The sequence below is a fragment of the Rhodococcus sp. 66b genome, from assembly GCF_002076325.1.
In the GTDB taxonomy this organism is placed as follows: Bacteria; Actinomycetota; Actinomycetes; order Mycobacteriales; family Mycobacteriaceae; genus Rhodococcus_F; species Rhodococcus_F erythropolis.
This window is the reverse complement of record NZ_MUZB01000011.1, coordinates 256,239-279,753: the sequence shown is the minus strand read 5'-3', so window position 1 is coordinate 279,753 and position 23,515 is coordinate 256,239. Positions and strand designations below refer to the sequence as shown.

The window sequence follows — 23,515 nt, the reverse complement described above, 5'->3', positions numbered from 1 at the left end:
CGGCCGCGGGCGCGTAAATCGGAGGCGCCCCGGACGTTTGCCGGGCTACATTCGCCTGGTGCTACTCACACTGACGTCCACCCCGACCCCGCAGACTCCTGATGCGACCGCGTTGAGCTACCTGCTGCACAAACATCCCGACCGCGTGCAAAGCTTCGACTTGGCGATCGGCACCGCCACGGTTCTGTACCCGGAGGCCTCGGCCGAAAAGACCACGGTGGCAGTGATTGTGGACGTCGACCCCATCGAACTTGTGCAGAGTAGGTATCGACGAGGCAAGAGTGGCGACAGCTTTTCGCTGGGGGAGTACGTCAACGATCGGCCGTATGCGGCGTCGTCCATACTCTCGGTTGCTCTGTCGAAGCTGTTTCGCACCGCGTTGACGGGAACGTGCAAGTCGCACCCGGAACTCGTCGGAACCGAACTCGCGTTGACCGTCTCGATTCCGGTGGTTCCGTGTGGCGGCGATGCGGAATTGCCTCGTCGGCTGTTCGAGCCGCTGGGCTGGGACGTGACCGCGATACCGGTGCAGCTTGATCCGCACCTACCGATGTGGGGAAACTCCGACTTCGTGTCGCTGACACTGACCGGGCAACACACGGTGCAGAGTGCCCTACGGCACCTCTACGTGCTGTTGCCCGTCCTCGACGATGTGAAGCACTACTGGGTGGGACCTGACGAGGCAGACAAATTGATCCGCGTCGCTGGAGAGTGGTTGGCGTCGCATCCGGATTCCGCGCTGATCATGTCCCGCTACCTGGCTCGTCGACGCGACCTGGTCGAATCGGTGGTCGATCGACTGATTCCCGAACAAGCTGAGGCGCAGATCGAAGCACCGAGACCGGATCCGCCGCTGGCACGCCTTCGCGTCGACGCAGTTTTGGCGACGCTTCAGCGACTGCACGTGAGAACAATTGTCGACATCGGTTGTGGCGAAGGTAAATTGCTCGAGGCGCTGATGCCGCACGCTCGATTCGACAAACTTGTCGGCGTCGATGTGAGCGCGCGCGAACTGACACGGGCGCAACGCAGATTGAAGTTCACCGAAATGTCCGACGTCCAGCGTGAACGTGTGTCTTTGATGCAGTCGTCCGCGACGTACCGCGACGCACGCTTGAAAGGCTTCGACGCAGCCGTGCTGATGGAGGTGGTCGAGCACGTCGACACGGCGCGCCTGCCGGCGCTGGTCCGATCGGTCTTCGTGGACGCAGCACCGCAGTATGTGCTGCTGACTACTCCGAATGCCGACTACAACGTGCTGTATCCGGCATTGGCGGGAGAGTTCAGGCACCCCGATCACAGGTTCGAGTTCTCCCGAACCCAATTCCGCGACTGGGCAACCGAAACGGCCCGGGCCCACGGCTATTGCGTGGAGTTCGAATTTATCGGAGCAATTGATCCGGTCCTCGGCGGGCCGACACAGATGGCAATCTTCACGAAGGAGGCACGAACGTCATGACGGTGTACGAGATTCCAGATCTCGCCCTGGTAGTACTCATCGGCGTCAGTGGCTCGGGAAAGTCGACCTTTGCAGCGCGCCACTTCGGTGAGTACGAAACCCTCTCGAGTGACACATTCAGAGGGTGGGTCAGTGACGATCCGAACTCACAGGAGTCGACGTCCGATGCTTTCGAAGTGCTGGAGTTCGTCGCGGCCAAGCGTTTGCGACGCGGACGCCTCACGGTGGTCGACGCGACCAACGTCCAGCCCGCCGCGCGCAAGCGACTCGTTGCGTTGGCTCGCGAGCACGACATACTGCCGGTGGCAGTCGTGCTCGATGTTCCGGAATCGGTCTGTTCTGCACGAAACGACGCTCGCTCTGATCGGACGTTCGGACGCGACGTGATTCGCCGCCAGCACCAACAGTTGACTCGCTCGCTCCGCGGGTTGGGTAAGGAAGGCTTCCGTTCGGTTCACATCCTCAGAGGTGAGGACGCGGTTTCCGAAGCCACATTCTTGCGCCACCCGCTCCGCAGCGATCTGCGTGTCGAGCGTGGTCCGTTCGACGTCATCGGTGACATCCACGGATGTCGAAGTGAGCTCGAGACGCTCCTCGTGAAACTCGGCTACACCGTCGACTTCGGGACGGATGGCAGAGCTGTCGATGCGGTGCCGCCGGACGGGCGAACTGCCGTCTTCCTCGGTGACTACGTGGATCGAGGTCCGGATTCGGTCGGTGTGCTGCGTCTGGTCATGGGGATGGTCGCGGCGGGACATGCGATAGCGGTTCCGGGTAACCACGAGAACAAACTCGTCAAGGCGCTGCGCGGTAAGAAGGTCACGCCGAGTCACGGACTCGCCGAGACCCTCGAGCAGATGGCCACCGAGTCGGCGGAGTTCCGCGAAAGCGTCGTCGACTTCTGTGACGGTCTCGTCGCGCACCTCGTCCTGGACGACGGCAAACTCGTTGTCGCGCACGCCGGTCTCAAGGAGGACTACCACAACAGGGCGTCCGGCCGAGTGCGAAGCTTTGCGCTCTACGGTGAAACAACCGGTGAGACGGACGAATTCGGCCTGCCCGTTCGATACCCGTGGGCGCAGGACTACCGAGGATCAGCCATGGTCCTCTACGGTCACACGCCGGTGCACGAGGTGGAATGGATCAACAACACCGCGTGCCTCGACACCGGCTGTGTGTTCGGTGGATCCCTCACCGCCCTTCGATACCCGGAACGAGAGATCGTGTCGGTTCCGGCGGAGCAGGTTTGGTACGAGCCGGTGGTACCGCTGGCACCGCCGACTCGCGATCCGGACGTGCTCGATCTCGCCGACGTCCTCGAAACAACAGGCGTCGACACCGAACTGCGCGGTCGAGTGTCCGTTCGCACCGACAACGCTGCCGGCGCCTTGGAAGTGATGAGCCGATTCGCGGTCGCGCCGCAATGGCTGAGGTACCTACCGCCGACCATGGCGCCCTGCGCGAGCGCCCAATCCGATGACTATCTGGAACACCCGTCGACCGCGTTCGACGCATACCGGGCCGGCGGAATCGGAACAGTGATCTGCGAAGAGAAGCACATGGGTTCGCGGGCAGTGGTGCTCGTGTGCCGTGATCGATCGGTTGCTCAGTCCCGCTTCGACGCACCGGATGCGCTCACCGGGATGGTGCACACCCGCACCGGCCGCCAGTTCTTCGACGACGACCTGACTCAGCAGTTGATCGATGACATCGCCGCCGCAGTCACCTCCGCTGGGTTGTGGGAAGAGCTGGGCACCGACTGGCTGCTCCTCGACTGCGAACTGTTGCCGTGGAACGTCAAAGCGGAAGGTCTGTTGCGCTCGCAGTACGCGTCGGTCGCGGCGGCCGGGCGATCAGACCTCACAGCTCGCGAGGCCGTGTTGGCGCAGGCCGGGTCGCGGGGCCTGGACGTGGCGGAGATGTTCGAACAGACAACTGTTCGGGCCGCCAGTATCGAGCGCTTCGGCGAGGCGTACCGACGGTACGTGTGGCCGACGAACGGACTGGACGGCGTCACCATCGCGCCGTTCCAGATTCTGGCGGCCGAGGGCAAGTCGTACGGGGAACGGGATCACGAATGGCACCTGGGTATTTCGGACCGCCTGGCCGCGGCCGACCCGAGTCGATTTACCACTACACGTCGCCTGGTGGTCGATCTCGGTTCCGAAGACTCGGTGTCCGAAGCGACGAAGTGGTGGGAGTCGCTCACCGGTGACGGTGGTGAGGGGATGGTCGTCAAACCGCTGGCGAATCAGATTCACGGACCGCGGGGGTACAACGCGAAGGTTCAGCCGGGGATCAAGGTTCGCGGCCGGGAGTACCTGCGATTGATCTACGGTGCCGACTACCTCGAACCGTCGACGCTTGCGAGATTGCGTAACCGCAACCTCGGACACAAGCAGTCGATGGCGCTGCGCGAGTACGCGCTCGGCATGGAGGCGGTATCCAGGCTCGTCGACCGCGAACCGCTGTGGCGAGCGCACCAGGCCGTGTTCGCGGTGTTGGCTCTCGAATCGGAGCCGGTCGACCCGCGATTGTGACGGCCGGTGCCCGGGCTCGGATTGATACCGTCGGGTATGGGTGTGATTGCGCGCTTGGACGGTTTCAACCGACGCCATCCGTGGAGTCACAACGATCACTACGGCCGGTGGGTTCTACGTAATCTGCGCGGGGTCAGGTCCGGTCGCGCTCTCGACGTGGGGAGCGGGACCGGCAATCTGATCGACCTCTTGCGGCGGCGGTTCGACGTGGTGGTCGGTGTGGAACCTGACCTGACGACGTCGGCCGCCGTGCGCGCAAGGTTTGTCGACGACGAGAACGTGATCATCGAAGCACGGCGGATCGAGGACTTTGCATCCGAGGCGAAGTACGACGCGATCACAGTCGTCGCGGCGTTGCATCATCTTCCACTCGAAGAGTCGATGAAGCGGCTGAGCGGCCTGCTCGAATCGGGCGGGCGGCTCGTCGTGGTCGGGTGTTATCGATCGACCACAGCCACCGACGCACTCCTGTCGGTGTTGGCGACCGTGTGCAATCCCGTCGTCGGCGTCGTCAAGCATCGACGGGTTGCCTCCGAGCCACTGAAGGCGATGACGGTTCCCACCGCGGAACCGAGTGAGTCGATGGCTGACGTCCGACGCGCGGCCGCGTTGTATTTGCCAGGTAGCCGGATCAGGAGACGACTGTTCTGGCGATACACCCTGATCTACGACGCGACCGTCGCTGCCGCGTCGGTGGGGGAGTGAGTAGACCGCTGCGGTTCGCGGGGAAATGCGCGTCGGCCGAACCCGACTATCACCAACGAACCGATCATCAGAGCGACCCCGATGCCCGCCAGATGTGAGAGCCCGCCACTGTCGACGACGGCCGCACCGAGCAGAGCGCCCGTTGCAATCGCGATCTGGAACACGACGACGTAGATGGCCGAGGCACGGTCGGTCCCGATCGGAACGGCGCGCAGAACCGAGGACTGGAGGCAGATCGGAACGGTGGTGAACGCCGCACCCCACAAGATCGTGGCGACAACTGCGAACGCTCCCATCGACGGCGCCAAGAGCCAGAAGATGGCCAGCGCGCCTGCCACCGTCGCGATCGAGATGAGCGTGAAGAGACGCGGTCGGCGGTCGTAGTACTTGCCGGCGACCCACACTCCGACTGCGCCGGCGGCGCCGTAGACCAGAAGCATCGCGGTACGGATGCCACCGGACGAGCCGAGGCTTTCCTCCACCAGAAGTGTGAAGAACGTGTACGAAGCGAACTGCCCCAGGGCGGCAAACAGCGTTGCCGCGCAGATGACGGCGAGTGCCCGTTTCATCGCCGGTGTCGGCTTCGGTTTGTCTCGCTTGCTCCGATGGTGTTGATCGACCGGCATTTCGGGCAACGCACGATGCAGTGAGAAAGCAATGACCACTGCCACCACACCGATTGCCGCCGACGCAGTCCGCCAACCCCAGGACTGGCCGATCGCCGAAGACAGTGGACCTCCGAGAACAAAAGCGAGAGACGTACCGGCATACACCATCGCGATGGCCTTGCCCTGTTGTCCGCGCGGAACCAGAGTGGCTGCGACCGGGGCAACGACAGCCCAGAACACTCCGTGCGTCGCAGCGCAGAGCAATCGTCCGATCACCAGCATCGGATAGTTGACGGCCAATGCTGCGACCAGTTGCGACACCGCGAGGGTGGCCACCGTCAGAACGACGACGCGTCGTCGCGGCCAGGTTTTGACCGCTCCGATCAGCGGAAGCGTCAAGGCCGCGACACCGTATGCGTAGAAGGTCAGCAGTAGGCCGACACGCCCTTCGGTGACGTCGAGGTCCGTCGAGATTTCGCTGAGCAGTCCGACGGGGAGCATTTCGGCCGTCACGTAGGCGAAGGCTGCTCCGGCCAGTGTCATCAGCCGTAGCGTGGTTGCCTTCGGCAGTCGAGCAGTCATGTTGTGTAACGATACATGTATCGATACACACCTGCGCAATGGATATTTTGCACTCGCTATGCTGATGCTCATGGCCATACGTGCGCAGCGTTCGAGTCGTCCGACGATGGCCGACGTCGCCAAGGCCGCAGGCGTGTCGGTGATGTCGGTGTCGTACTCCTTCGCGCAGCCCGAGCGCGTGTCGGAATCAACGCGGGCCAAGGTGTTCGCCGCTGCCGAAGAGCTCGAGTACGCGGGCCCTAACCGGGCGGCGCAGTCCTTGCGGAGCGGGAAATTCAACAACATCGCGGTCGTCTTCAGCGAGAAGCTGACGTACGCCTTCGAAGACGCAGTAGCCCGGCGATTCCTCTCGGGAGTCGCCGAAGCGTGCCTGGATGCGAACGCCGGATTGATGATGCTGCCGAACTCGGGGAAACCGGGAGACGTCGACAGAGTTCGCGACGCGGCAGTAGACGGTTTTGTCGTCTGGACCACCGTGTTCGACGATCCCATCCTCGACGCGATTGTCGGCACCGGAAAACCCGCATGCATCCAGGGTGGGCCGTTGCACGAGGGTGTGGATCTCGTCGGGATGGACGATGTTGCCGGCGCCGTTGCGATCGCGGCAGTCGGGTTGTCGGGGGCGCAGCGGCCCGCGGTGATCAGCCTTCCGTGGGATCGTGAGCGTCGGTCCGAGATTCGGATGGACGTGGATCCAGGTGAAGCGTTCTTTCCGGTGTCCCGCCATCGGCTCGAGGGCTACGAGCGCGCCGTCCGCGACGCGGGCCTCGATTGGCCCTCGGTGCGGGTGGGGGTCGTCACCGTCAACGAGCGGAGCGAGGGTGCGCGGATGGCTCGGTCCCTGCTCGACGTTCCCGAGAGCCGAAGGCCCGATGTCATCTTGGCGATGAGTGACGAACTGGCGCTGGGGGTTCTGGACGCGATCCGTGAACTCGGCCTCGCGCTGCCCGACGATGTCGCAGTCGTCGGATGGGACGACACAACAGCCGCATCGGACGCCGGCTTGACCACAGTTCGCCAGTCCCTGTTCGATCAAGGACGCAATGCAGCTCGCGTGGTTCTCGGGCTGGACGATGCGGTGGAGCCGGTCGAGTGGTCGGTGCGTCGGCGAACTTCGACACGATGATTACGCCGGTAGTGGTCGACGCTCTGCGTCTTCGGTGGTTCGTTCCTCCTGAATTGGGGGAGACCGTCCGGTGGGGACTCTCCTGGAATGTCGACAGCCCGAGCAGGTGGGCGGTAGTCGAGCCGGCGTGGCTCTTGACGGCGGAAGTGCGAACGAGTTCGAAACCATTGATGTGGAGACTGCCTCGCGACGGGTCAGACATCCGGGAGCCGGTCCAGCCGGCGGTCGGTCGCGTCGGTGCACTGCAATTCATGTTCGACGCCGAACCACCGTTGCCGTCTCGGATCGAAGCCGCGGGCGCTTTGCAACTACGCGCCGGAACTCCTCGTGACGACACAAATGCCCGTCAGGCGTGGACCGATTTCGACGAGAATGCCTCAACTACCGGAGTGGTTCGCCGTCTACGGGTGATGCCGATGGAGTCCGACATGCTGCCCGACCCGAAGTTTCCGCACGGCCCGAACTGGGGTTGGGCATCGAGGCAGTTCGTGTCCGGGTCCGAGCGGTTCTACGAGTTGGCCCGCGCGCCTCGCGCGTTGCGCTCGTATCGGCTGACCGATCGTGAATACGGGCCGCGGCGCGAGGACTTCCTCCTGGTCGACCTCGAGACGGCTGCTTGATCGTTGGGACCTGACACCGTTTTCATTCAGTGGACACAGACTCCAGCTGATCGGAACCAGTGTCTGCTCGACGAAACCGGTGCCAGGTGCTTCGACTAGCGCGCTCTGCCGACCACGTTCAGTGCGTATTTACCGGGCGGCGCCCCGACATGCTTGACGAAGTGCCGCGACAGGTGGGATTGATCGTGGAATCCGACGTCGACGGCCACGTCCGCCAATTCGCGACCGGCGAGGATTGCGCGTCGCGCCAGATCGATCCGACGTCCCGTCACGTACTTGTGAGGCGGAAGCCCGAAATGCTTCGCGAAGTTCTTGATCAGATACGTGGGGTTCCGTTGCAGGATGTTCGACGCTTCCCGCATCGTGATTCCCGTTGTGAGTCGCGCATCGAGCAGGTCCCGAAGTTGATCGGCAACGCGTTCGTCAACGGTCGGCGTGTGACGGGATCGACCTGTGGCCGGTGTGAGGATCTCGTTCAATCTTTCAGCGAGGAACCTCAGGCGACTTTCGGCTTCGAGTGATTCGCCGTCCGGGCCGAGTGCAGAGTGCAGTTGATCGATGCGGTGGCGCAGTAGAGGGTCTCGAATCTCGGGGCTGTCCACCGCCGGGCCTATGAGGACCTCGCCGAGAACTGACGTGTCGAGGTAAAGGATTCGTTGACGAAATCCGGCCTCGGTGACCGGAACTCCGTCGTGTGCGATGCCTGGCGGCAACAGAGTCACGATCTCGGGTGCTGCGCCATGAGCGCGATGATCGAGGTCGTATGCAATCGTGCCGCGGTCGACGAGCATCAGAGACCACTGATCGTGCGTGTGTTTGGGATAGGCGTGTCCGACGAAATCGGCATGGAAGACCTCGGTGATTCCCGCGAGGCCCGGTGCCCACGCGGTGATCTGTGCGCCGCGGGGATCCATGTCAGAAACGTACAAGACGCAGCTGCCGCGGGTGACGAAGAGTGGCGGGGTCGTCATCGCGGTGGTGGCGCGCCCGAGGGAGGAACAACATGAACAGTTCGGCAACAGCGGTATCGCTCCGCGAGAAGTTCGGTCAGTTCACCGAGCACTGGTCGCCCAAGAAGATTGCGGTCCTCAATGATTACGAGATCAAGATCGTCAAGATCAAAGGTGAATTCGTCTGGCACTCCCACACCGACACCGACGAAATGTTCCTGGTGACGAAGGGGCAGATTCGAATCCAACTCCGAAACGGAGATGTTCCACTGGGGCCCGGTGAACTGTTCGTGGTACCTCGCGGAGTCGAACATTGCCCGATCGCCGAGGAAGAAGCGGAGGTGATGTTGATCGAACCCGTCGGCGTGGTGAATACCGGGAACGTCGGAGGACCGCGAACTGCAGTGCTCGAGGACTTTTCGTAGTTACCGGCTCTTCCAATCCAGGGGATTGGTACGCAACGGCAGGGCCATTCCCGATCTCCAGAGCGTCGCCGCGCGAGAGTGCGGACGGAGCTCGACCTCGCGCCGCATCGATTGCGCAAACTCGTCGGTGAACCCTGTTCGCGGGTACTCCGCGATTGTTGCATCAACAGTTGCTCGCGGAATTTCGGGCGCACGCCGACCGGCAACGTCGAAATGCGCTGCGGCATGCAGTAGATAGGCGTCAGCGCCCGCGCCGCGGTCGACGGTCAGATCCATGTGCAGACGGATCGCTTCGCCGATTCGCTGTACCGACCTCTCCGAAGTTCCCACTCTGGTCGCGAGTTCTTCTGCGTCTGCGGCACTGATGTAGGTGAAACACCCGTGCTCGGCCGATCCTTTTGCGCCCAGTCCGACATCGTGAAGGGCGCACGCAGTGAAGAGATCTTCGGGGTCGTACTCGATCGCATCGATCTGCGCGAAGGCGTCGGCCCAGATCCAGCAGCGCAGGCTGTGGTTCAAGACCGCGGGGGAGAGGGTTCCTCTGGCGTGATCGAGCGCTTCGCTGCACAGCTTGGTGTCGGGGAGTGGGCGTTTGCGCAGTTCGGGTGTGCGAGTGGGGTAGCGGCCGAGCCGCAGCCGGAGCATCGACGGCGTGCTCATGGCCTGCGCAGCAGCCGCGCGGGCCATGAGCTGTATCTGCTCGAGGGTGGTCAGCTCACCAGGGCGCATCGAATTCCTGTCTGAGGTAGGGGACAGCTGGATATGAATCTAGTTGCCAGGTCTGATCCTTCGTTCGATATCAAAATCTGTCGACGACGGAAACAAGGAATTATCCGAACAATGTCGATCAGTTTGCACCAATCAACGGTTGAACCAATTCGGAAATCTCACCGCTCGCAACAATCAAGTTTCATCACGCAAAGACGGCGGGGTGGCTCAGATGACGCCGAACCCGACGATCCCCGGGACTTCCGACGGGACGATGCGATGGAGCATGACCTTGTTGTTCTCGTTGCCGCCGACGGTCGTCAGAGTGCCGCCGTCGTTGACCAGAACGACGTTGACGTGTTGGCCGAAGGGGCTCGAGTCGCCGTACAGGATCGTGTCGCCGACCTTGGGCTGGTAGTCCTGACCGTAGGGGACAAACGCGTCGACGGACTCGTAATACTCCCGCAGCGTGTACACCCCGGGGATGCGCCACGACCCTGAGTTGGGGTTCGAGAACGGCGTGCCTATCTGGTTCATCGACCAGCTCACGAAATCGGCACACCACGATTCTTCGACGCCCTCGGCGTACTTGGTGCCGGGACTCCCTGACTCCCACTCTTGCTCGAGGACGCCCAGTAGCGCACTCTGCTGAGCGCTGAGAATGCCGTGGTCGACGGCCGGGAACGAATCGAGATTCTCGCCGGCAAGAGCGTCGTCGCCGCGCGCGAACCACCACAGTGCGCCGGCGACAGCTACGACCACCACAACGCCGAATACGCCCAGAACAGCGAGAGTGCGTCTGGGCGTATTCGGTGCGTGCGACATCACGCCACGATAGTCAATTACTCGAGCGGGGGTGCCGAGCGATCGATCGTCGTCGCGAGTGGCTTCTCCTTGACGAAGAGCAACAGGACAACTGCCGCGATGACCAAGGGGACGAGGTACAGGAAGATCGGCGCCAGCGCGTCGTTGTACGCACCGACGATGATCTCGCGAACCTGGCTGGGCAACTTCCAGAGGATTCCCGGGGTCAAGGAGTTCTCGTCACCACCGACCGCGCCGCCATTCGCGGGGAGTCGCTCGGCCAGGAGATTGGTCAGACGCGAGGCGAACAGGCTGCCCACGATCGCGCTGCCCAACGACGCACCGATCTGACGGAAGAAGTTGTTCGACGCGGTGGCCGTTCCCACTTCGGCCGCGGGGAAGGTGTTCTGCACGATCAAGATCAAGATCTGCATGACGAGGCCGAGGCCGATACCCATGAGTGCGATGTAGCAACCGAAGACCAGCAGTGAGGTCGACGGCGTCAGACGTGAGAGCAGGACAAGAGCGACTGCGACGATGGATGTTCCGACGATGGGGAAGATCTTGTAGCGGCCGGTCTTGCTGACCAGCTGACCGGATCCGATGGAGGCGACCAGCAGGCCTGCCATCATCGGAATCATCATCAGTCCTGCTTCGGTGGCGTTCTTACCGGTCACCATCTGGATGTAGGTCGGCAGGTATGCGAGCGCACCGAACATCGCGATGCCGATGATCAGACCCGCGACCGTGGTCAACACGAAGTTTCGTTGAGCGAACAGGTGCATCGGAATTACCGGTTCGTCAGCACGCTTCTCGACGAAGACAAACGCCACTGCGGTCACGATGCAGCCGATGATCAACCCGATGATGACGCCTGACCCCCAGGCGTAGGTGTTGCCGCCCCAAGTGGTGAACAGGATCAGACAGGTTGCGGTCGTTGCGACCAAGACCATTCCCAGATAGTCGATGCGAGGCTTGCCGAGGTTCGGCTTCCGCAGGTGAAGGAATGCCATTGCGCTCGCGATTGCGAGGAGCCCGAGGGGGATGTTGATCCAGAATGCCCAGCGCCAGCCGATGCCCTCGGTGAACCATCCACCGAGAAGGGGGCCGGCAACCGAAGCCAGTGCGAACACGCCGCCCATCGCACCCATGTACCGGCCGCGTTGCCTGGCGGGGACGACGTCGGCGATGATCGCCTGGGACAGCAGGATCAATCCGCCGCCGCCGAGTCCTTGCACGGCTCGACCAGCGATGAGTGTGGTCATGTCGTGGGACAGGCCGCCGATCACCGAACCGACGATGAAAATGCTGATGGCGCCGATGAAGAGGCCCTTGCGGCCGATCAGGTCACCGAGTTTTCCGTACACCGGCATCATGACGGTCGAGGCGAGGATGTATGCCGTCGTCACCCAGACCATGTGGTTGACGCCGTTCAATTCACCCACGATGGTCGGGAGCGCGGTGCTGAAGATCATCTGGTCGAGCGATGCCAGAAGCATCGTGATCATAAGCCCGACAAAAACGAGGATGATCGACCGTTTGTCCGGCGCGGCCTCGGTATCGGTATGCGTGCCGTCGGGCTCGACGGTCGCAGCTTCTCGAGTGGACATGTAGTTCCTTAGTTGAGTGACAGCTGGTGCGAGAGAGTGTGGATCAGCTCTCGGACCTGAGTATTCGAGCCATCAGGAGTAGTGCCGGATCAAGCAAGTCGGTTCTGGGGCTTGCCCGTTCACTGTTCTGCCATTTTCGGAAGACGTAACGCATCGCGGCGCCTGCGGTGATGACCGTTGCCGTGGCTTCGTCGGCAGCGGTTGTATCCGAGTGCAGGCGGCGATACTCGGTTCTGTGCGACAACTCCCGCGTGAGGATCCGGGTGAGCGTGTCTTCAAGATCGTGGAAGGTGGCCAGATGTTGTTGCAACAGCGTGGGATGACGTTCGAACAATTCGCGTCGATGCGCGAGCAGATCGGGTCGCTCGTCGACGATCTGCATCGCCGCCTCGAAGACCGCGAGGGCGCCGCGCAGCGGATCGTCCGGGTGCTCGCCGATGAGCGTGAGCATGGTTGCCTCACTTGGCACGACGAGCATGAGCCCACCGATCGCCGCGTCCTTGGTGGGGAAGTAGTTGAAGAACGTGCGGGTCGACAGATTGCAGGCCTCGCAGATCTTCTCGACGGTCACTTCGTCATAGCCCAGGTCGAGGACGAGTTCGACGGCAGTGTGCTCGATCAGCTGCCTCGTCGCAATTCGTTTTCGTTCGCGCAATCCGAGAGTTTCGGTTCCCATTTCATCCATAATTGCACAGAGTGCAAAGTTTCAGCGAATGCAATATTTCGCCCAAGAATGCCTCATGAAATGCAAAAATGGGGATCGGGTGCCTGGTGGATAGGATGAACCGCGTGGAAGACACCTTGCCCCCTTGCCCCGAATGCGCCGGCGAATACACCTACGAGATGGGCGCGTTGATGGTCTGCCCGTCCTGCGCGCACGAGTGGGCGCCGACCGATAGTGCCGGCGAGGACTCGGGTGTGGTGAAACTGGGTGTGGTGAAAGATGCCGTAGGCAACATCCTTGCGGACGGAGACACGGTGACGGTCGTCAAGACGCTCAAGGTGAAGGGCAGTCCGACCGGCATCAAGTCAGGTACGAAAGTGCGCAACATCCGCCTTGTTCAGGGCGTTGGCGACCACGACATCGACTGCAAGGTCGACGGCATCGGACCGATGCAATTGAAGTCGAGCGTCGTCAAGAAGGTGTGACCGGACAGCGATAGATGTCGGCTCGAAATCCTGTTCAGTTTCGACGGTTCGATAGCCACAATCGAGGAGATCTTCGACCGCTCGAACGAATGGACCGAACTGTGCCGAACTCGATCTGCCTGGCGCCCGCACTCGATAACACCACACTCGATACAGACGAGCAGTGGGAACGCATCGTCGATGCGCTGACACGCAGGGGATTCCTCGGCGCCGGGCTCGGTGTCGCGGCTGCGACATTGCTGGCAGCGTGCAGCAGCGACGAAAACGGCTCGGCGCCAAGTGGTCTCGTCACAGTGCAGGATGAGACGGGCAGAGTCGAGATTCCGTCGGATCCGCAGCGAATGGTCATCGCCCACGTCAGCGCCATGGCGACGGTCCTCGACCTCGGTGTGCCGCCGGAAAAGATCGTCGGCGGCTTCTTCGGTCTCGAAGGGGTGGGCGGCGACGCGGTGTTGCGCACGATGCCGGAGGCGGCGAACATCCCGAACCTCGGCACGGCGGGAACGTGGAACAAGGAAGCGATCATCGGCGCGTCGCCGGATCTGATCGTCATGCTCCTGACCGCCGGAAATGCTTATGCGGCAAAGTCCTACGACGAACTCTCTGCGACCGGTGTTCCAGTGTTCGCCGGCTTCAACGGGTACCTCACGTGGGACGAGATGAAGAAGTTGGTCACCTCGATGGGCGTCGCGGTCCGACGGGAAGAAGCTGCTGCGGAATTGAACGCGAGAACGGAAGAGCGCCTCCTCACAATCAAGGATCGGCTCTCGGCCCTCGGCTCGCTACCGTCGGTGACGCTGCTGCGTACCGGCGAAAACGGTGTCGTCTACAACCAGGTCGACGCTCTTCTCGATGCTCTCGGTTTCCCGGGCGATCGAGCTACATCGGAGGAGTTCACCCGCACACTCACAGCGGAGCAACTCGATCAGGTGACCAGCGACGTGATCATCGTGGGTGCATTCCAGGACCAGCAGGACGTCCGCGCGCAGTTGGCAATGAACCCGCTCTGGGAGCGTCTTCCCGCTGTCCGCTCGGGGAACGTCCATTACGTCGACGACAGCCTGTGGGGCTCGGGCTATTCTCCTCGCGCGACCGAGCTGCGACTCGACGACATCGAGCGGATCTTCAGCTGACTCCGTCGTGTCACCTCGACTTATCGGTGCATTACCTCGAGAATCATGATCATGGACAAAATCAGGTTCTTCGAGCTTGTCACCGAATGGTTCGAAGTACTCGGTGTTGTCGCCATGGTCCTCGGGTTCGTGTTCGCATTCGTGATCGCGGGGCGCGCCTGGAGTCGAACGCGCGACGGTAGTTCAGCGTTTCGCACTCTGCGCGAGACGATGGGTGCGGTCATCCTTCTCGGGCTCGAGATCCTTGTCGCCGCTGATCTGGTGAAGACTGTGACGTCTTCACCGTCGCTGACCGACGCCGCAGTTCTGGGCATGATCGTTCTGATTCGGACCGTGTTGAGCCTGTCGATTCAGATCGAGATCGACGGGGTACTTCCGTGGCGCAAGGCGTTGGTGTCAAGTCCGGAACTCCTGGTACGCGCAGCGCGCGGATCAGGAGGCCGAACGACGCCCGACGCGTCGAGTTCGTAGCGATAGCCGTTGCGAGTGAAAGGTCGGGCAGATGACAGCAGTGCGTACCGAGCATCCCACTGTCGACGAGAGGCGGGCGCGCGGCCGCCAGGCGCGTAGAGATACGCCATTGGCCGCGCTCGCGGATCTGACAGAGAGTGACCGCGATCCGATATCACTGCTGGAATTGCAGGCGAAGTCGCGGGTACAGGACCTGGTGCCCATCCGATACGGGCGCATGTCGGCGTCCCGGTTCTCGTTCTTCCGTGGTGCTGCCCTGGTGATGACGGACGACTTGTCCCGAAGCCCTGATTCCGGCCTGAACAGCCAACTCTGCGGCGACGCACACCTGAGCAACTTCGGTATCTATGCGACGCCCGAGCGAAAGCTCGCGTTCGACATCAACGACTTCGACGAAACGTACCCGGGGCCGTTCGAATGGGACGTGAAACGGCTGGCCGCCAGTTTGGCGATCGCAGCGAAGGACAACGGATACTCCGGCAAAGAGCGTAAGAAGATCGTTCGCGGGTGTGCGGCCGAGTATCGCGAAACCCTGATCGCTCAGGCAGGATTGGGGAACCTCGCAGTTTGGTACGCGCACATCGCACCCGAAGACGGACTGGAAGAACTTCGCGTCGATTTGAAGAAGCGAATGCTCGAGCGGACCCAGGCGACGTTGGACAAGGCTCGTCGCCGAGACAGCGCTCAGGCAGCCGGCAAATTCACCGAAATCGTCGACGGGAGAAGGCGGTTCATCAGTGACCCGCCGCTGATCGTGCCGGCAGAGGAATTGTTCGCGGGCACCGACCTCACTCAGATCGAGGAGTTGCTACGTCAGCGCGTTCGTTCCTATCGAAGCACGTTGCAGTGGGACCGTCGGGTGTTGCTCGAAAGCTTCGAGATGGCGCACATCGCGCGGAAAGTTGTCGGTGTCGGGAGCGTCGGAACGCGCGCGTGGATGATCCTGATGAAAGGCGTCGACGACGACGATCCGTTGATCCTGCAGGTCAAGGAGGCGCAGCCGTCCGTTCTCTCGGCGTACGTCGATGGCCCCACCTTCTCCAACGAGGGCGAACGAGTAGTGAACGGGCAGCGCCTGATGCAGGCCACCAGTGACATCTTCCTGGGGTGGGAGCGCGGACCGGGACTCGACGAGGATGAGCACGACTTCTACATCCGCCAACTTCGGGACGGCAAGGGATCAGCGGTCATCGAAACCATGAAACCTGAAGGGATGGAACTCTACGGGCGACTATGCGCGAGGGTCCTGGCCTATGCGCATGCTCGCTCGTCCGATCGGATTGCGATCGCCGAATATCTCGGTGACGGAACCGAATTCGATTTCGCGATCGGGGAGTTCGCGGCTGCCTACGCCAAACGCAACGCACGCGATCATGCCGCTTTGCTGACCGCGATCGACGACGGTCGCGTGTCAGCAGAGCGGGGAGTGTGACGACTCAGGCGAACACGCCGTCGAGCCAGGCCTGCCACGCTGTCGTTGCTGATCCACCGTCAGCGCCCTCTGCGAAGAGGTGATGGGCCGCGTCGACGGTGCCGCCGAAGGCGTTTCGTCCGTAGAACCGCAGCAATGCGTCCTCGGTACGCAAGCCGATGAACCAGTCGTTGATGTAGTCGACAATCGCGTCGACGGTTCCGATTCCGGGGACTTCCATCGACGTGGCGTCACCGACAGCGGTGCCCGAGGTGATTCCGAGGGCGCTGCGAAGCGTTCCCATCGCTTGCGGCGAGGACGAGGATTCCGGGCCTTCGGCCGAGACATAGGTGACGGGTTTGCCGGCGAAGTACCGCACGTATTGGCCGAGACTGTGCAGGTAGAAGTCCGTGTGCTTACTCGCGCCGTCGTACTGGTTGTCCCAGTCCTCGGCAAACACTCCGGCGTGGACGTAGCGGACAACGGCGGTGCTCTCGTCGCGGGCCTCGACGACATACTCGAGGTTGTTGAACCAGCCGTCGGGGCCTTGCATGTGGATGGCTAGCTCGCGGGGCGGCTCCCACGTCGCGATGATCGGGCTGTCCGGACTACTGCCGTCCGCAGGGATTTCGAGCGGGGACGGGAACATCCAGCCGGCCGTCTCTGCCGAGATTGCGGCCCAGATCTGCTCGGGAGTTCCGGGGACGACCACCTCGCGGCGGATTTCGAATTTCTCGGACATCGCTACTGCTCCGTTTCGGGTGTGGTGACGTGGGGTGTGGTGAGACTGGGATGCAGGGCGACAACCAAGCGGTGTTTGCGCCCGGCTTCGGAATTGCCGTCGTGGTATTTGGCCACGAGTGAGTTGACCGACTCGCCGAGTTCGCCGGCGAAGGCGGCGCGGTCGGCCGCCGTGGCAAAGGTGATGTCGCTGTCGATGGCATAGGACGCCAACGGTTTTCCGGCCGCAGTTGCGCCGGCGATCAGTTCGCCGACCTCTCGGACGATCCGCGCCGCGAGAGTGACGAGCCAGCGCGCCGAGAGCTGATCCGGGAACCGGCTCGGGTCCGGCGCGAGCGCGGACATTGCAGCGGGGGAGATGACGTACGACGCGGCGCTGGCCTGCATGATCCGCTCCGTCATGTTTCCCCGCTTGCGCTCCTCGACGAGTTCGACGAGTCCGTGTTCCTCGAGAGTGCGCAAGTGGTAATTGATCTTCTGGCGCGTCAAGCCCACTCGGGGTGCCAGCGAGGATGCTGATGCCGGGACTGCCAGTTCAGCCAGAATCCGTTGGCGGATCGGATCGAGCGAGGCCTCGGCAGCTGCGGGACGATCGATGACTGCTACTTCCAACATGAGAAAACCATCCCACCGACAACTAGATCTGTCAAGACAGAAAAAATTGTCGGCGGGATGGTATTTCGGGGGTTCTCTACCGCTTCAGATCGGGCGGATTGTTCAGATCCCGCGCCGAGTACGTGTCACACGACGAGATCTGGCCCGCCTGGTATCCGGTCTTGAACCACGCCTGCCGCTGTGCCGACGATCCGTGTGTCCAGCCTTCGGGGTTGACCCGACCAGTCGTGGACTTCTGGATGCGGTCGTCGCCCACCGATGACGCCGCCGAGAGGGCGTCCCGGATATCGCTCTCGGACAAAGGCTTCAAGAATGGTTGACCGGAGTCGGCGTTGGGAGTTGTAGCCGCGAAGTGTGCCCACACGCCTGCATAGCAGTCGGCCTGGAGTTCGGTGCGAACCGCGCCGGACTGCTCACCCTGTGGGTCGGCCTGCGCGCGGCCGATGTCGCCGAGCTGATTCTGGATGTGATGTCCGAACTCGTGAGCGACCACGTACTCCTGTGCGAGCGGTCCGGCACTGGAACCGAAACGGTCGACGAGCAATTGGAAGAAGCTCGTGTCGAAATACGCCGTTTGGTCCGCCGGGCAGTAGAACGGACCGACATCACTCGACGCCTGGCCGCAACCGGTGTTGACCGAACCGCTGAACAGAATGACTTCGGGTCGCACGTACGCCGTGCCGGTCTGCTTGACCAACTGCTGATCCCAGACATCGTCGAGGCTTTCCGCAGTCAAGGCGACTCGGCAGTTAATGTCCGTATTTGCCATCGCCCCGGTGCAGTCGTCGACCGACGACAGTCCGGTCGACGAACTCGAAGTCTCGGTGGACGTGCCCAGTAGTGAGCCGGGGTCACCGCCGAACAACAGCGCCAGGATCAGGACGATAATGCCACCCGCACCACCGCCGATCGCGATTTTGCCGCCGCGGCCACCGCCGCCCCCGCCGCCTTGAACCTGAACGCGTCCCGCTTCAGCGCGGGCCCCCTCGTTGAAGGTCATCTATGTCCGCTTTCTGCTGTCGTGAACAAGTGCTTGCCGTCACTTCTGGAGATAGCTTCGCATGCGATGCGGGTCCGCGTTTCCGCTCTGCGCAGTTCGCTCCGTAGGATCGCAGGCAAAGTAGTCGGTCATCGGTTATTGGAAGTAGTTCGAAAGGAATCCCGTGCTGCGCACACATCTCGCCGGTTCATTGCGACCCGAGCAGGCAGAGCAGACCGTAACGCTCACCGGTTGGGTAGCCAGGCGTCGTGATCACGGCGGAGTGATCTTCATCGATCTCCGTGATGCATCCGGAGTTGCGCAGGTAGTTTTCCGGGCAGGTGACGTGGCCGAGCAGGCGCACCGTCTGCGCGCGGAATACTGCGTTCGCATAACCGGAACGGTCGAGGTTCGCCCCGAGGGCAACCAGAACTTCGAGATCCCCACCGGAGCAATCGAGGTCAACGCCACCGAACTCGAGGTTCTCAACGAAAGCGCACCGCTGCCGTTCCAGCTCGACGATCAGGTCGGCGAAGAAGCACGCCTCAAGTACCGATACCTCGACCTGCGTCGTGAAGGGCCCGGATCCGCAATTCGCTTGCGTTCCAAGGTAAGTGCTGCAGCGCGCGGCGTTCTCGCGCACCACGAGTTCGTCGAGGTCGAGACTCCGACGCTCACGCGTTCGACGCCAGAGGGTGCCCGCGACTTCCTCGTACCGTCACGCCTGCAGCCCGGTAGCTTCTACGCACTGCCGCAGAGCCCGCAGCTGTTCAAGCAGCTACTCATGGTCGGCGGCATCGAGCGCTACTACCAGATCGCGCGTTGCTACCGCGACGAGGATTTCCGCGCCGATCGTCAGCCCGAGTTCACTCAGCTCGACATCGAGATGGCTTTCGTCAACCAGGACGACATCATCCTGCTTGCCGAGGAAATCCTGACGGCGCTCTGGAAGCTCGTCGGCCACGAGATCAAGACGCCGATCGACCGCATGACCTACAACGAGGCAATGCGTCGTTACGGCAGCGACAAGCCGGACCTGCGTTTCGGTATCGAACTCGTCGAGTGCGCGGAGTTCTTCAAGGACACGACCTTCCGCGTCTTCCAAGCCGAATACGTTGGCGCCGTCGTGATGCCCGGTGGTGCAAGCCAGCCGCGCAAGCAGCTCGATGCCTGGCAGGAGTGGGCGAAGCAGCGCGGCTCCAAGGGCCTGGCGTACGTGTTGGTCGGTGAAGACGGCACTCTCGGTGGTCCCGTTGCCAAGAACCTGACCGACGCCGAGCGCGAGGGCCTGGCCGCTCACGTCGGAGCCCAGCCGGGTGACTGCATCTTCTTCGGAGCGGGCGCGACCAAGTCGACGCGCGCTCTCCTCGGCGCTGCCCGTGGTGAGATCGCCCGCAAGAAGGATCTCATCGATCCCGACGCGTGGGCCTTCGTGTGGATCGTCGACGCTCCGATGTTCGAGCCGACCGCCGACGCCACTGCATCCGGTGACGTTGCGCTCGGCCACTCTGCCTGGACCGCCGTGCACCATGCGTTCACGTCGCCGAAGCCGGAGTTCTTCGACACGTTCGACACCGATCCGGATTCCGCTCTGGCCTACGCCTACGACATCGTCTGCAACGGCAACGAGATCGGCGGCGGCAGTATTCGTATCCACCGCAAGGACATTCAGGAACGAGTGTTCAAGGTGATGGGCATCTCCGAGGAAGAGGCGCAGGAGCAGTTCGGCTTCCTTCTCGACGCCTTCGCCTTCGGCGCGCCTCCGCACGGCGGAATTGCCTTCGGCTGGGACCGCATCACCGCGCTCCTCGCCGGCATGGATTCCATCCGTGAGGTCATCGCGTTCCCGAAGTCCGGTGGCGGCGTCGACCCGCTGACGGATGCTCCGGCACCGATTTCTGCGCAGCAGCGCAAGGAATCGGGTATTGACGCGAAGCCCGAGAAGAAGTCAGAGGACAAGAAGTCCGAAGGCGACACCGCCGAAGCCAAGTAGAGCCGACACCGGATCGCCATGCTGCATTTGCGGGTGATCTGCCCGACCGAGCGCACCGAGCAAGTTCTCGGTGCGCTCGCGTCGCAGCGGGGCGCGACACACATCGTCGTATTACGTGATGTCGCGGTTCATCCCGCCGGCGACATGGTGGAGGCCGACGTCGCCCGTGAGGCGGCCAACGACGTCGTCGATGCTCTGACGGCTCTCGGCGTCGCCGAGGACGGCGGAATGACGCTCGTACCAGTCGAGACGGTGTTGTCGGCGGCGGCGCGCAAAGCTGAGCGCGACGTGCCGGGTGATCCCGCGGATTCCGTCGTGTGGGAGGAATTGCTGTCCCGCACTCGGGAAGAATCAACTCTCAACGGATTGTTCGTCGCGTTCCTGACGATCGCATGTCTGCTCGCGGCAATCGGCGTTGTCACCGACTCTCAGATCACGATCGTGGGCGCCATGGTCGTCGGCCCGGAGTTCGGGCCGCTGGCCGCGCTGGCTGTGGCACTCGTACGGCGGGATCGACGGTTGCGTCGACGTTCGATTCTCGCGCTCGCCGTCGGATTCCCCATCGCGATGGGCGTGACTCTCGCCGCAACGTTCTTGGTGAAGTTCTTCGGGTGGATGGACGTCGTGAGTCTCGAATCGCTCCACGAGGTCGATTTCGTCTACAAGGTCGGGCCCATCTCGTTTGTGGTCGCGCTTCTTGCCGGTGCGGCTGGAATGCTGGCACTCGTCTCGTCGAAGTCCGCTGCCTTGGTCGGAGTGTTCATCTCCGTCACCACGGTTCCTGCCGCCGGTTTCGCGGTGGTTGCGGCAGCAAACGGAGAATGGCGGATCGCCGGGTTGTCGTCGCTGCAACTGGCTGTCAACCTGGTCGGGATCGTCACTGCCTGCGTGCTCGTTCTCTGGGTCAGGACCCGGGCCGACGAGGAATTCGAAGCAGCGTTGAAAGGCATTTCTCGATTTGTCGACGAGGACAAAACTCCATGACATCGCCGGTTCGGAGTTCTGCTCACCGACAGCAGAATTCTCGCGAGAACTGTGTGCCGGTGTGGCGATTAGGGACTTTTGTCATCACCGCAGGTAGACGGCAATTTCTGTCGCTGTGAGAGCTTGAATTCGCCGCTGTGAGTGGATGAGCTGGGCATGATCGGAGTCACTAACGGGTAAGTTGGTCGGTGATGACCGCATTACTGGCAGACCCCGTTTCCGAAGTCGTCGCAGCTGCTGAGCAGTTGCTGACACGCCGCACAGGGGCACCCGTAACCCTGGTGGACCCAGTCGATCTCGGGGGGAGTGGCCGCACCGTCGTGCTGCGCGTACGTGTCGCCGAGAACCCGTTCTCCCTGCCTCGAACGCTGGTGATCAAGCAGGTCCGCGACAACTTCCAGGGAGCTACCAAAACCGCGATTGCGCTCCCCGCCGCGTCTGAAGGTGACTTCGACGTCGAGACCGCTTTCCTTCGTGAAGCGGTGTCGTATCAGTTCGCCAACGCGCTTGCCAAGGACGCACGCCCCGGCGCCGAACTGTTGGCGTCCGACCTCGATGCTCGCCTCTTGATCCTGAGTGATCTCGGCGACGCCACCGCCATCAGCGTCCGACTCGAAGACTCCGACCCGGACACCGTCACTCACACGCTGATGGCCATGGCGCAGGCCATGGGGCGCATGCACGCCGCGACCGTCGGCCGTGAGGACGACTTCACCGCACTGCTGCGTCGAGCCGAGGTCGCCCATTGCTCCGATGAAGTGGCGGATCAAGTGGGACGCGCAGTGGCCGGTGTTCCCGCGATGTTGGTGGAAAGTCTCGGCATCGATGTGAGCTCGGACATTCTCGAGCAGGTTCAGCACGCGCAGACACTGTTCAGTGGCGGTCGATTCCGCGCCTTCAGTCCGTCGGACCTGTGCCCAGACAACATCATCGTCAACGACGACGGCGTGCAGTTCCTCGACTACGAGTGGGGTGGCTACCGGGACGCCCTCCTCGACATCACCTACGCGTTGGTGTCGTTCCCCGGTTGCCTGTGCAACATCGACCTGACCGAAGAGCGGGCGTCGGCGATGGTCGATGCCTGGCGGGCCGAGGTCGTCGGGATGTGGCCTGCCCTGGCCGACGAGGCCGAATTGGGGCGCAGGATCGTCGAGGCCCAACTCATCTGGGTCTGGCTCAGCACCTATCTGTACCTGCCCGAGGATCATTCACGTATCGCCGCTGTCCGCGAGCACTATCTCTCGATTCCACGCGCCGACGCACTGGTGGGACGCTGGGCAAGGCTCGCGCGTTCGGCGAAGCTCGCCGGCAACGACGCCGTCGAGGCACACGCCCGCGACGTCGTGGCGGCGCTGCGCACCGAGTTCAGTTGAGTCTCTGACTGATCACACGCAGAAGGGCGCCCGTGCATGCAGCACGAGCGCCCTTTTTCGGTCGAGTCCGCTCAGTTGTCGGAGACCAGATCGTTCTCGGACAGGTCCGTCGCCGCGAGGGCCGTCGCCAGATCAGGATGGCGGAACGTCGACGTCACCTGGTCGGCCACGACTCGGAAAGCCGAGGCCAGGGTCGCGGACTTGTCCGGTTCGGCCGCCCACGTTGCGGTCTGTTCGACGACGACCACGCCGTGGTGGACGTACATCTTCCCGGGGACGAGCGTGATGCCGGCGTTGGTGGCCCACTCGCGCAGGGCAGCGAGTCCCTGGCTCGCGCCCTTGGGGCCGCCTACCTCGATGTCGTCACTCGACAACTGCAGAAGTGTGTCGATGTCTTGGGAGTTGAGTGCATCGTGCCACGCGAGGACGGTGGCGATCTCGGAGGTGCTCATGGCGACAACGCTATTACAGCGCCTTTGCCGAGGACGTGAGGGCTGGCGGAACCGCGGGTTGTGTCAAGCGTCGGTGG

General features: G+C 62.6%; 23 protein-coding genes. 13 read left to right on the top strand and 10 right to left on the bottom strand.

Annotated features, from left to right (window positions below):
- Positions 1-37: 37 nt before the first annotated feature.
- Genes B0E55_RS21645 through B0E55_RS21635 form a run of 3 tightly spaced genes read left to right on the top strand, consistent with a single transcriptional unit; the run spans position 38 to position 4,704 of the window.
- Positions 38-1,459 (top strand): 3' terminal RNA ribose 2'-O-methyltransferase Hen1, encoded by a 1,422-nt coding sequence (locus B0E55_RS21645; protein ID WP_080910436.1) that lies wholly within the window; start codon positions 38-40, stop codon positions 1,457-1,459.
- On the top strand, positions 1,456-3,999 hold the full coding sequence (locus B0E55_RS21640) for a polynucleotide kinase-phosphatase (RefSeq protein ID WP_080910435.1): 2,544 nt from the start codon (positions 1,456-1,458) through the stop codon (positions 3,997-3,999). Before B0E55_RS21645 ends, B0E55_RS21640 begins: the two co-directional genes overlap by 4 nt.
- 6 nt (positions 4,000-4,005) lie before the next feature.
- On the top strand, positions 4,006-4,704 hold the full coding sequence (locus tag B0E55_RS21635; RefSeq protein WP_241896113.1) for a class I SAM-dependent methyltransferase: 699 nt from the start codon (positions 4,006-4,008) through the stop codon (positions 4,702-4,704).
- Here B0E55_RS21635 and B0E55_RS21630 read toward each other — a convergent pair.
- Positions 4,665-5,894: an MFS transporter gene (locus tag B0E55_RS21630; RefSeq protein ID WP_080910434.1), complete on the bottom strand. Its 1,230-nt coding sequence runs from the start codon at positions 5,892-5,894 to the stop codon at positions 4,665-4,667. The two genes, B0E55_RS21635 and B0E55_RS21630, sit on opposite strands and share 40 nt — an antisense overlap.
- Before the next feature lie 70 nt (positions 5,895-5,964).
- On the opposite strand from B0E55_RS21630, the gene B0E55_RS21625 reads away from it, so the two are divergent.
- Together B0E55_RS21625 and B0E55_RS21620 are read left to right on the top strand one after the other, a co-directional pair.
- Positions 5,965-7,020: a LacI family DNA-binding transcriptional regulator gene (locus tag B0E55_RS21625; RefSeq protein WP_228232709.1), complete on the top strand. Its 1,056-nt coding sequence runs from the start codon at positions 5,965-5,967 to the stop codon at positions 7,018-7,020.
- Entirely contained in the window at positions 7,017-7,640 is a 624-nt protein-coding gene (locus B0E55_RS21620) for a hypothetical protein (RefSeq protein WP_241896112.1), read from the top strand. The genes B0E55_RS21625 and B0E55_RS21620 overlap by 4 nt, the downstream gene beginning before the upstream one ends.
- A 95-nt stretch (positions 7,641-7,735) precedes the next feature.
- Here the strand turns inward: B0E55_RS21620 and B0E55_RS21615 are convergent, their stop codons facing one another.
- A complete protein-coding gene (locus B0E55_RS21615) occupies positions 7,736-8,554 on the bottom strand; it encodes a helix-turn-helix domain-containing protein (RefSeq protein ID WP_069146542.1) in 819 nt (272 codons plus the stop codon).
- A gap of 89 nt (positions 8,555-8,643) precedes the next feature.
- Here B0E55_RS21615 and B0E55_RS21610 point away from each other — a divergent pair, with 89 nt between their 5' ends.
- Positions 8,644-9,015: a cupin domain-containing protein gene (locus B0E55_RS21610; RefSeq protein WP_020969562.1), complete on the top strand. Its 372-nt coding sequence runs from the start codon at positions 8,644-8,646 to the stop codon at positions 9,013-9,015.
- On the opposite strand, the gene B0E55_RS21605 is transcribed toward B0E55_RS21610, so the two are convergent.
- The 4 genes from B0E55_RS21605 to B0E55_RS21590 all read right to left on the bottom strand — a co-directional run bounded on the left by B0E55_RS21605 (position 9,016) and on the right by B0E55_RS21590 (position 12,813).
- Positions 9,016-9,744: an HD domain-containing protein gene (locus B0E55_RS21605; protein ID WP_029538083.1), complete on the bottom strand. Its 729-nt coding sequence runs from the start codon at positions 9,742-9,744 to the stop codon at positions 9,016-9,018.
- Between the two features lie 207 nt (positions 9,745-9,951).
- A complete protein-coding gene (locus B0E55_RS21600; protein WP_198538437.1) occupies positions 9,952-10,548 on the bottom strand; it encodes a CHAP domain-containing protein in 597 nt (198 codons plus the stop codon).
- A 17-nt stretch (positions 10,549-10,565) separates the two neighbouring features.
- Positions 10,566-12,137 (bottom strand): MDR family MFS transporter, encoded by a 1,572-nt coding sequence (locus B0E55_RS21595; RefSeq protein ID WP_080910431.1) that lies wholly within the window; start codon positions 12,135-12,137, stop codon positions 10,566-10,568.
- 43 nt (positions 12,138-12,180) lie between these two features.
- On the bottom strand, positions 12,181-12,813 hold the full coding sequence (locus B0E55_RS21590; protein ID WP_080910430.1) for a TetR/AcrR family transcriptional regulator: 633 nt from the start codon (positions 12,811-12,813) through the stop codon (positions 12,181-12,183).
- 113 nt (positions 12,814-12,926) lie between these two features.
- On the opposite strand from B0E55_RS21590, the gene B0E55_RS21585 reads away from it, so the two are divergent.
- The 4 genes from B0E55_RS21585 (at position 12,927) to B0E55_RS21570 (ending at position 16,322) form a co-directional block, all read left to right on the top strand.
- Positions 12,927-13,286: a zinc ribbon domain-containing protein YjdM gene (locus tag B0E55_RS21585; RefSeq protein WP_020969567.1), complete on the top strand. Its 360-nt coding sequence runs from the start codon at positions 12,927-12,929 to the stop codon at positions 13,284-13,286.
- Positions 13,287-13,387: 101 nt separating this feature from the next.
- Positions 13,388-14,419 carry an ABC transporter substrate-binding protein gene (locus B0E55_RS21580; protein ID WP_225989526.1) on the top strand — a complete coding sequence of 344 codons (1,032 nt, stop codon included), beginning with the start codon at positions 13,388-13,390 and terminating at the stop codon, positions 14,417-14,419.
- 51 nt (positions 14,420-14,470) lie between these two features.
- Complete coding sequence (locus tag B0E55_RS21575; RefSeq protein ID WP_007728052.1) at positions 14,471-14,890, top strand: DUF1622 domain-containing protein; 420 nt, start codon at positions 14,471-14,473, stop codon at positions 14,888-14,890.
- A 31-nt stretch (positions 14,891-14,921) separates the two neighbouring features.
- Positions 14,922-16,322 (top strand): DUF2252 domain-containing protein, encoded by a 1,401-nt coding sequence (locus tag B0E55_RS21570; RefSeq protein WP_080910429.1) that lies wholly within the window; start codon positions 14,922-14,924, stop codon positions 16,320-16,322.
- A 4-nt stretch (positions 16,323-16,326) separates the two neighbouring features.
- Here the strand turns inward: B0E55_RS21570 and B0E55_RS21565 are convergent, their stop codons facing one another.
- The 3 genes from B0E55_RS21565 to ypfJ all read right to left on the bottom strand — a co-directional run bounded on the left by B0E55_RS21565 (position 16,327) and on the right by ypfJ (position 18,657).
- Positions 16,327-17,043 carry an ATPase gene (locus tag B0E55_RS21565; RefSeq protein WP_080910428.1) on the bottom strand — a complete coding sequence of 239 codons (717 nt, stop codon included), beginning with the start codon at positions 17,041-17,043 and terminating at the stop codon, positions 16,327-16,329.
- Positions 17,044-17,045: 2 nt separating this feature from the next.
- Positions 17,046-17,657 (bottom strand): ArsR/SmtB family transcription factor, encoded by a 612-nt coding sequence (locus tag B0E55_RS21560; protein ID WP_080910427.1) that lies wholly within the window; start codon positions 17,655-17,657, stop codon positions 17,046-17,048.
- A 76-nt stretch (positions 17,658-17,733) separates the two neighbouring features.
- A complete protein-coding gene (gene ypfJ, locus B0E55_RS21555) occupies positions 17,734-18,657 on the bottom strand; it encodes a KPN_02809 family neutral zinc metallopeptidase (RefSeq protein ID WP_080910426.1) in 924 nt (307 codons plus the stop codon).
- Between the two features lie 163 nt (positions 18,658-18,820).
- Here ypfJ and aspS point away from each other — a divergent pair, with 163 nt between their 5' ends.
- The 3 genes from aspS to B0E55_RS21540 all read left to right on the top strand — a co-directional run bounded on the left by aspS (position 18,821) and on the right by B0E55_RS21540 (position 22,986).
- Complete coding sequence (gene aspS / locus B0E55_RS21550; protein WP_080910425.1) at positions 18,821-20,629, top strand: aspartate--tRNA ligase; 1,809 nt, start codon at positions 18,821-18,823, stop codon at positions 20,627-20,629.
- An 18-nt stretch (positions 20,630-20,647) separates the two neighbouring features.
- Positions 20,648-21,613: a DUF389 domain-containing protein gene (locus B0E55_RS21545; RefSeq protein WP_080910424.1), complete on the top strand. Its 966-nt coding sequence runs from the start codon at positions 20,648-20,650 to the stop codon at positions 21,611-21,613.
- 191 nt (positions 21,614-21,804) lie between these two features.
- Positions 21,805-22,986 carry a kinase gene (locus tag B0E55_RS21540; protein ID WP_024487255.1) on the top strand — a complete coding sequence of 394 codons (1,182 nt, stop codon included), beginning with the start codon at positions 21,805-21,807 and terminating at the stop codon, positions 22,984-22,986.
- A gap of 71 nt (positions 22,987-23,057) precedes the next feature.
- Here the strand turns inward: B0E55_RS21540 and B0E55_RS21535 are convergent, their stop codons facing one another.
- Positions 23,058-23,438: a nuclear transport factor 2 family protein gene (locus B0E55_RS21535; RefSeq protein ID WP_019748359.1), complete on the bottom strand. Its 381-nt coding sequence runs from the start codon at positions 23,436-23,438 to the stop codon at positions 23,058-23,060.
- Positions 23,439-23,515 lie beyond the last annotated feature (77 nt).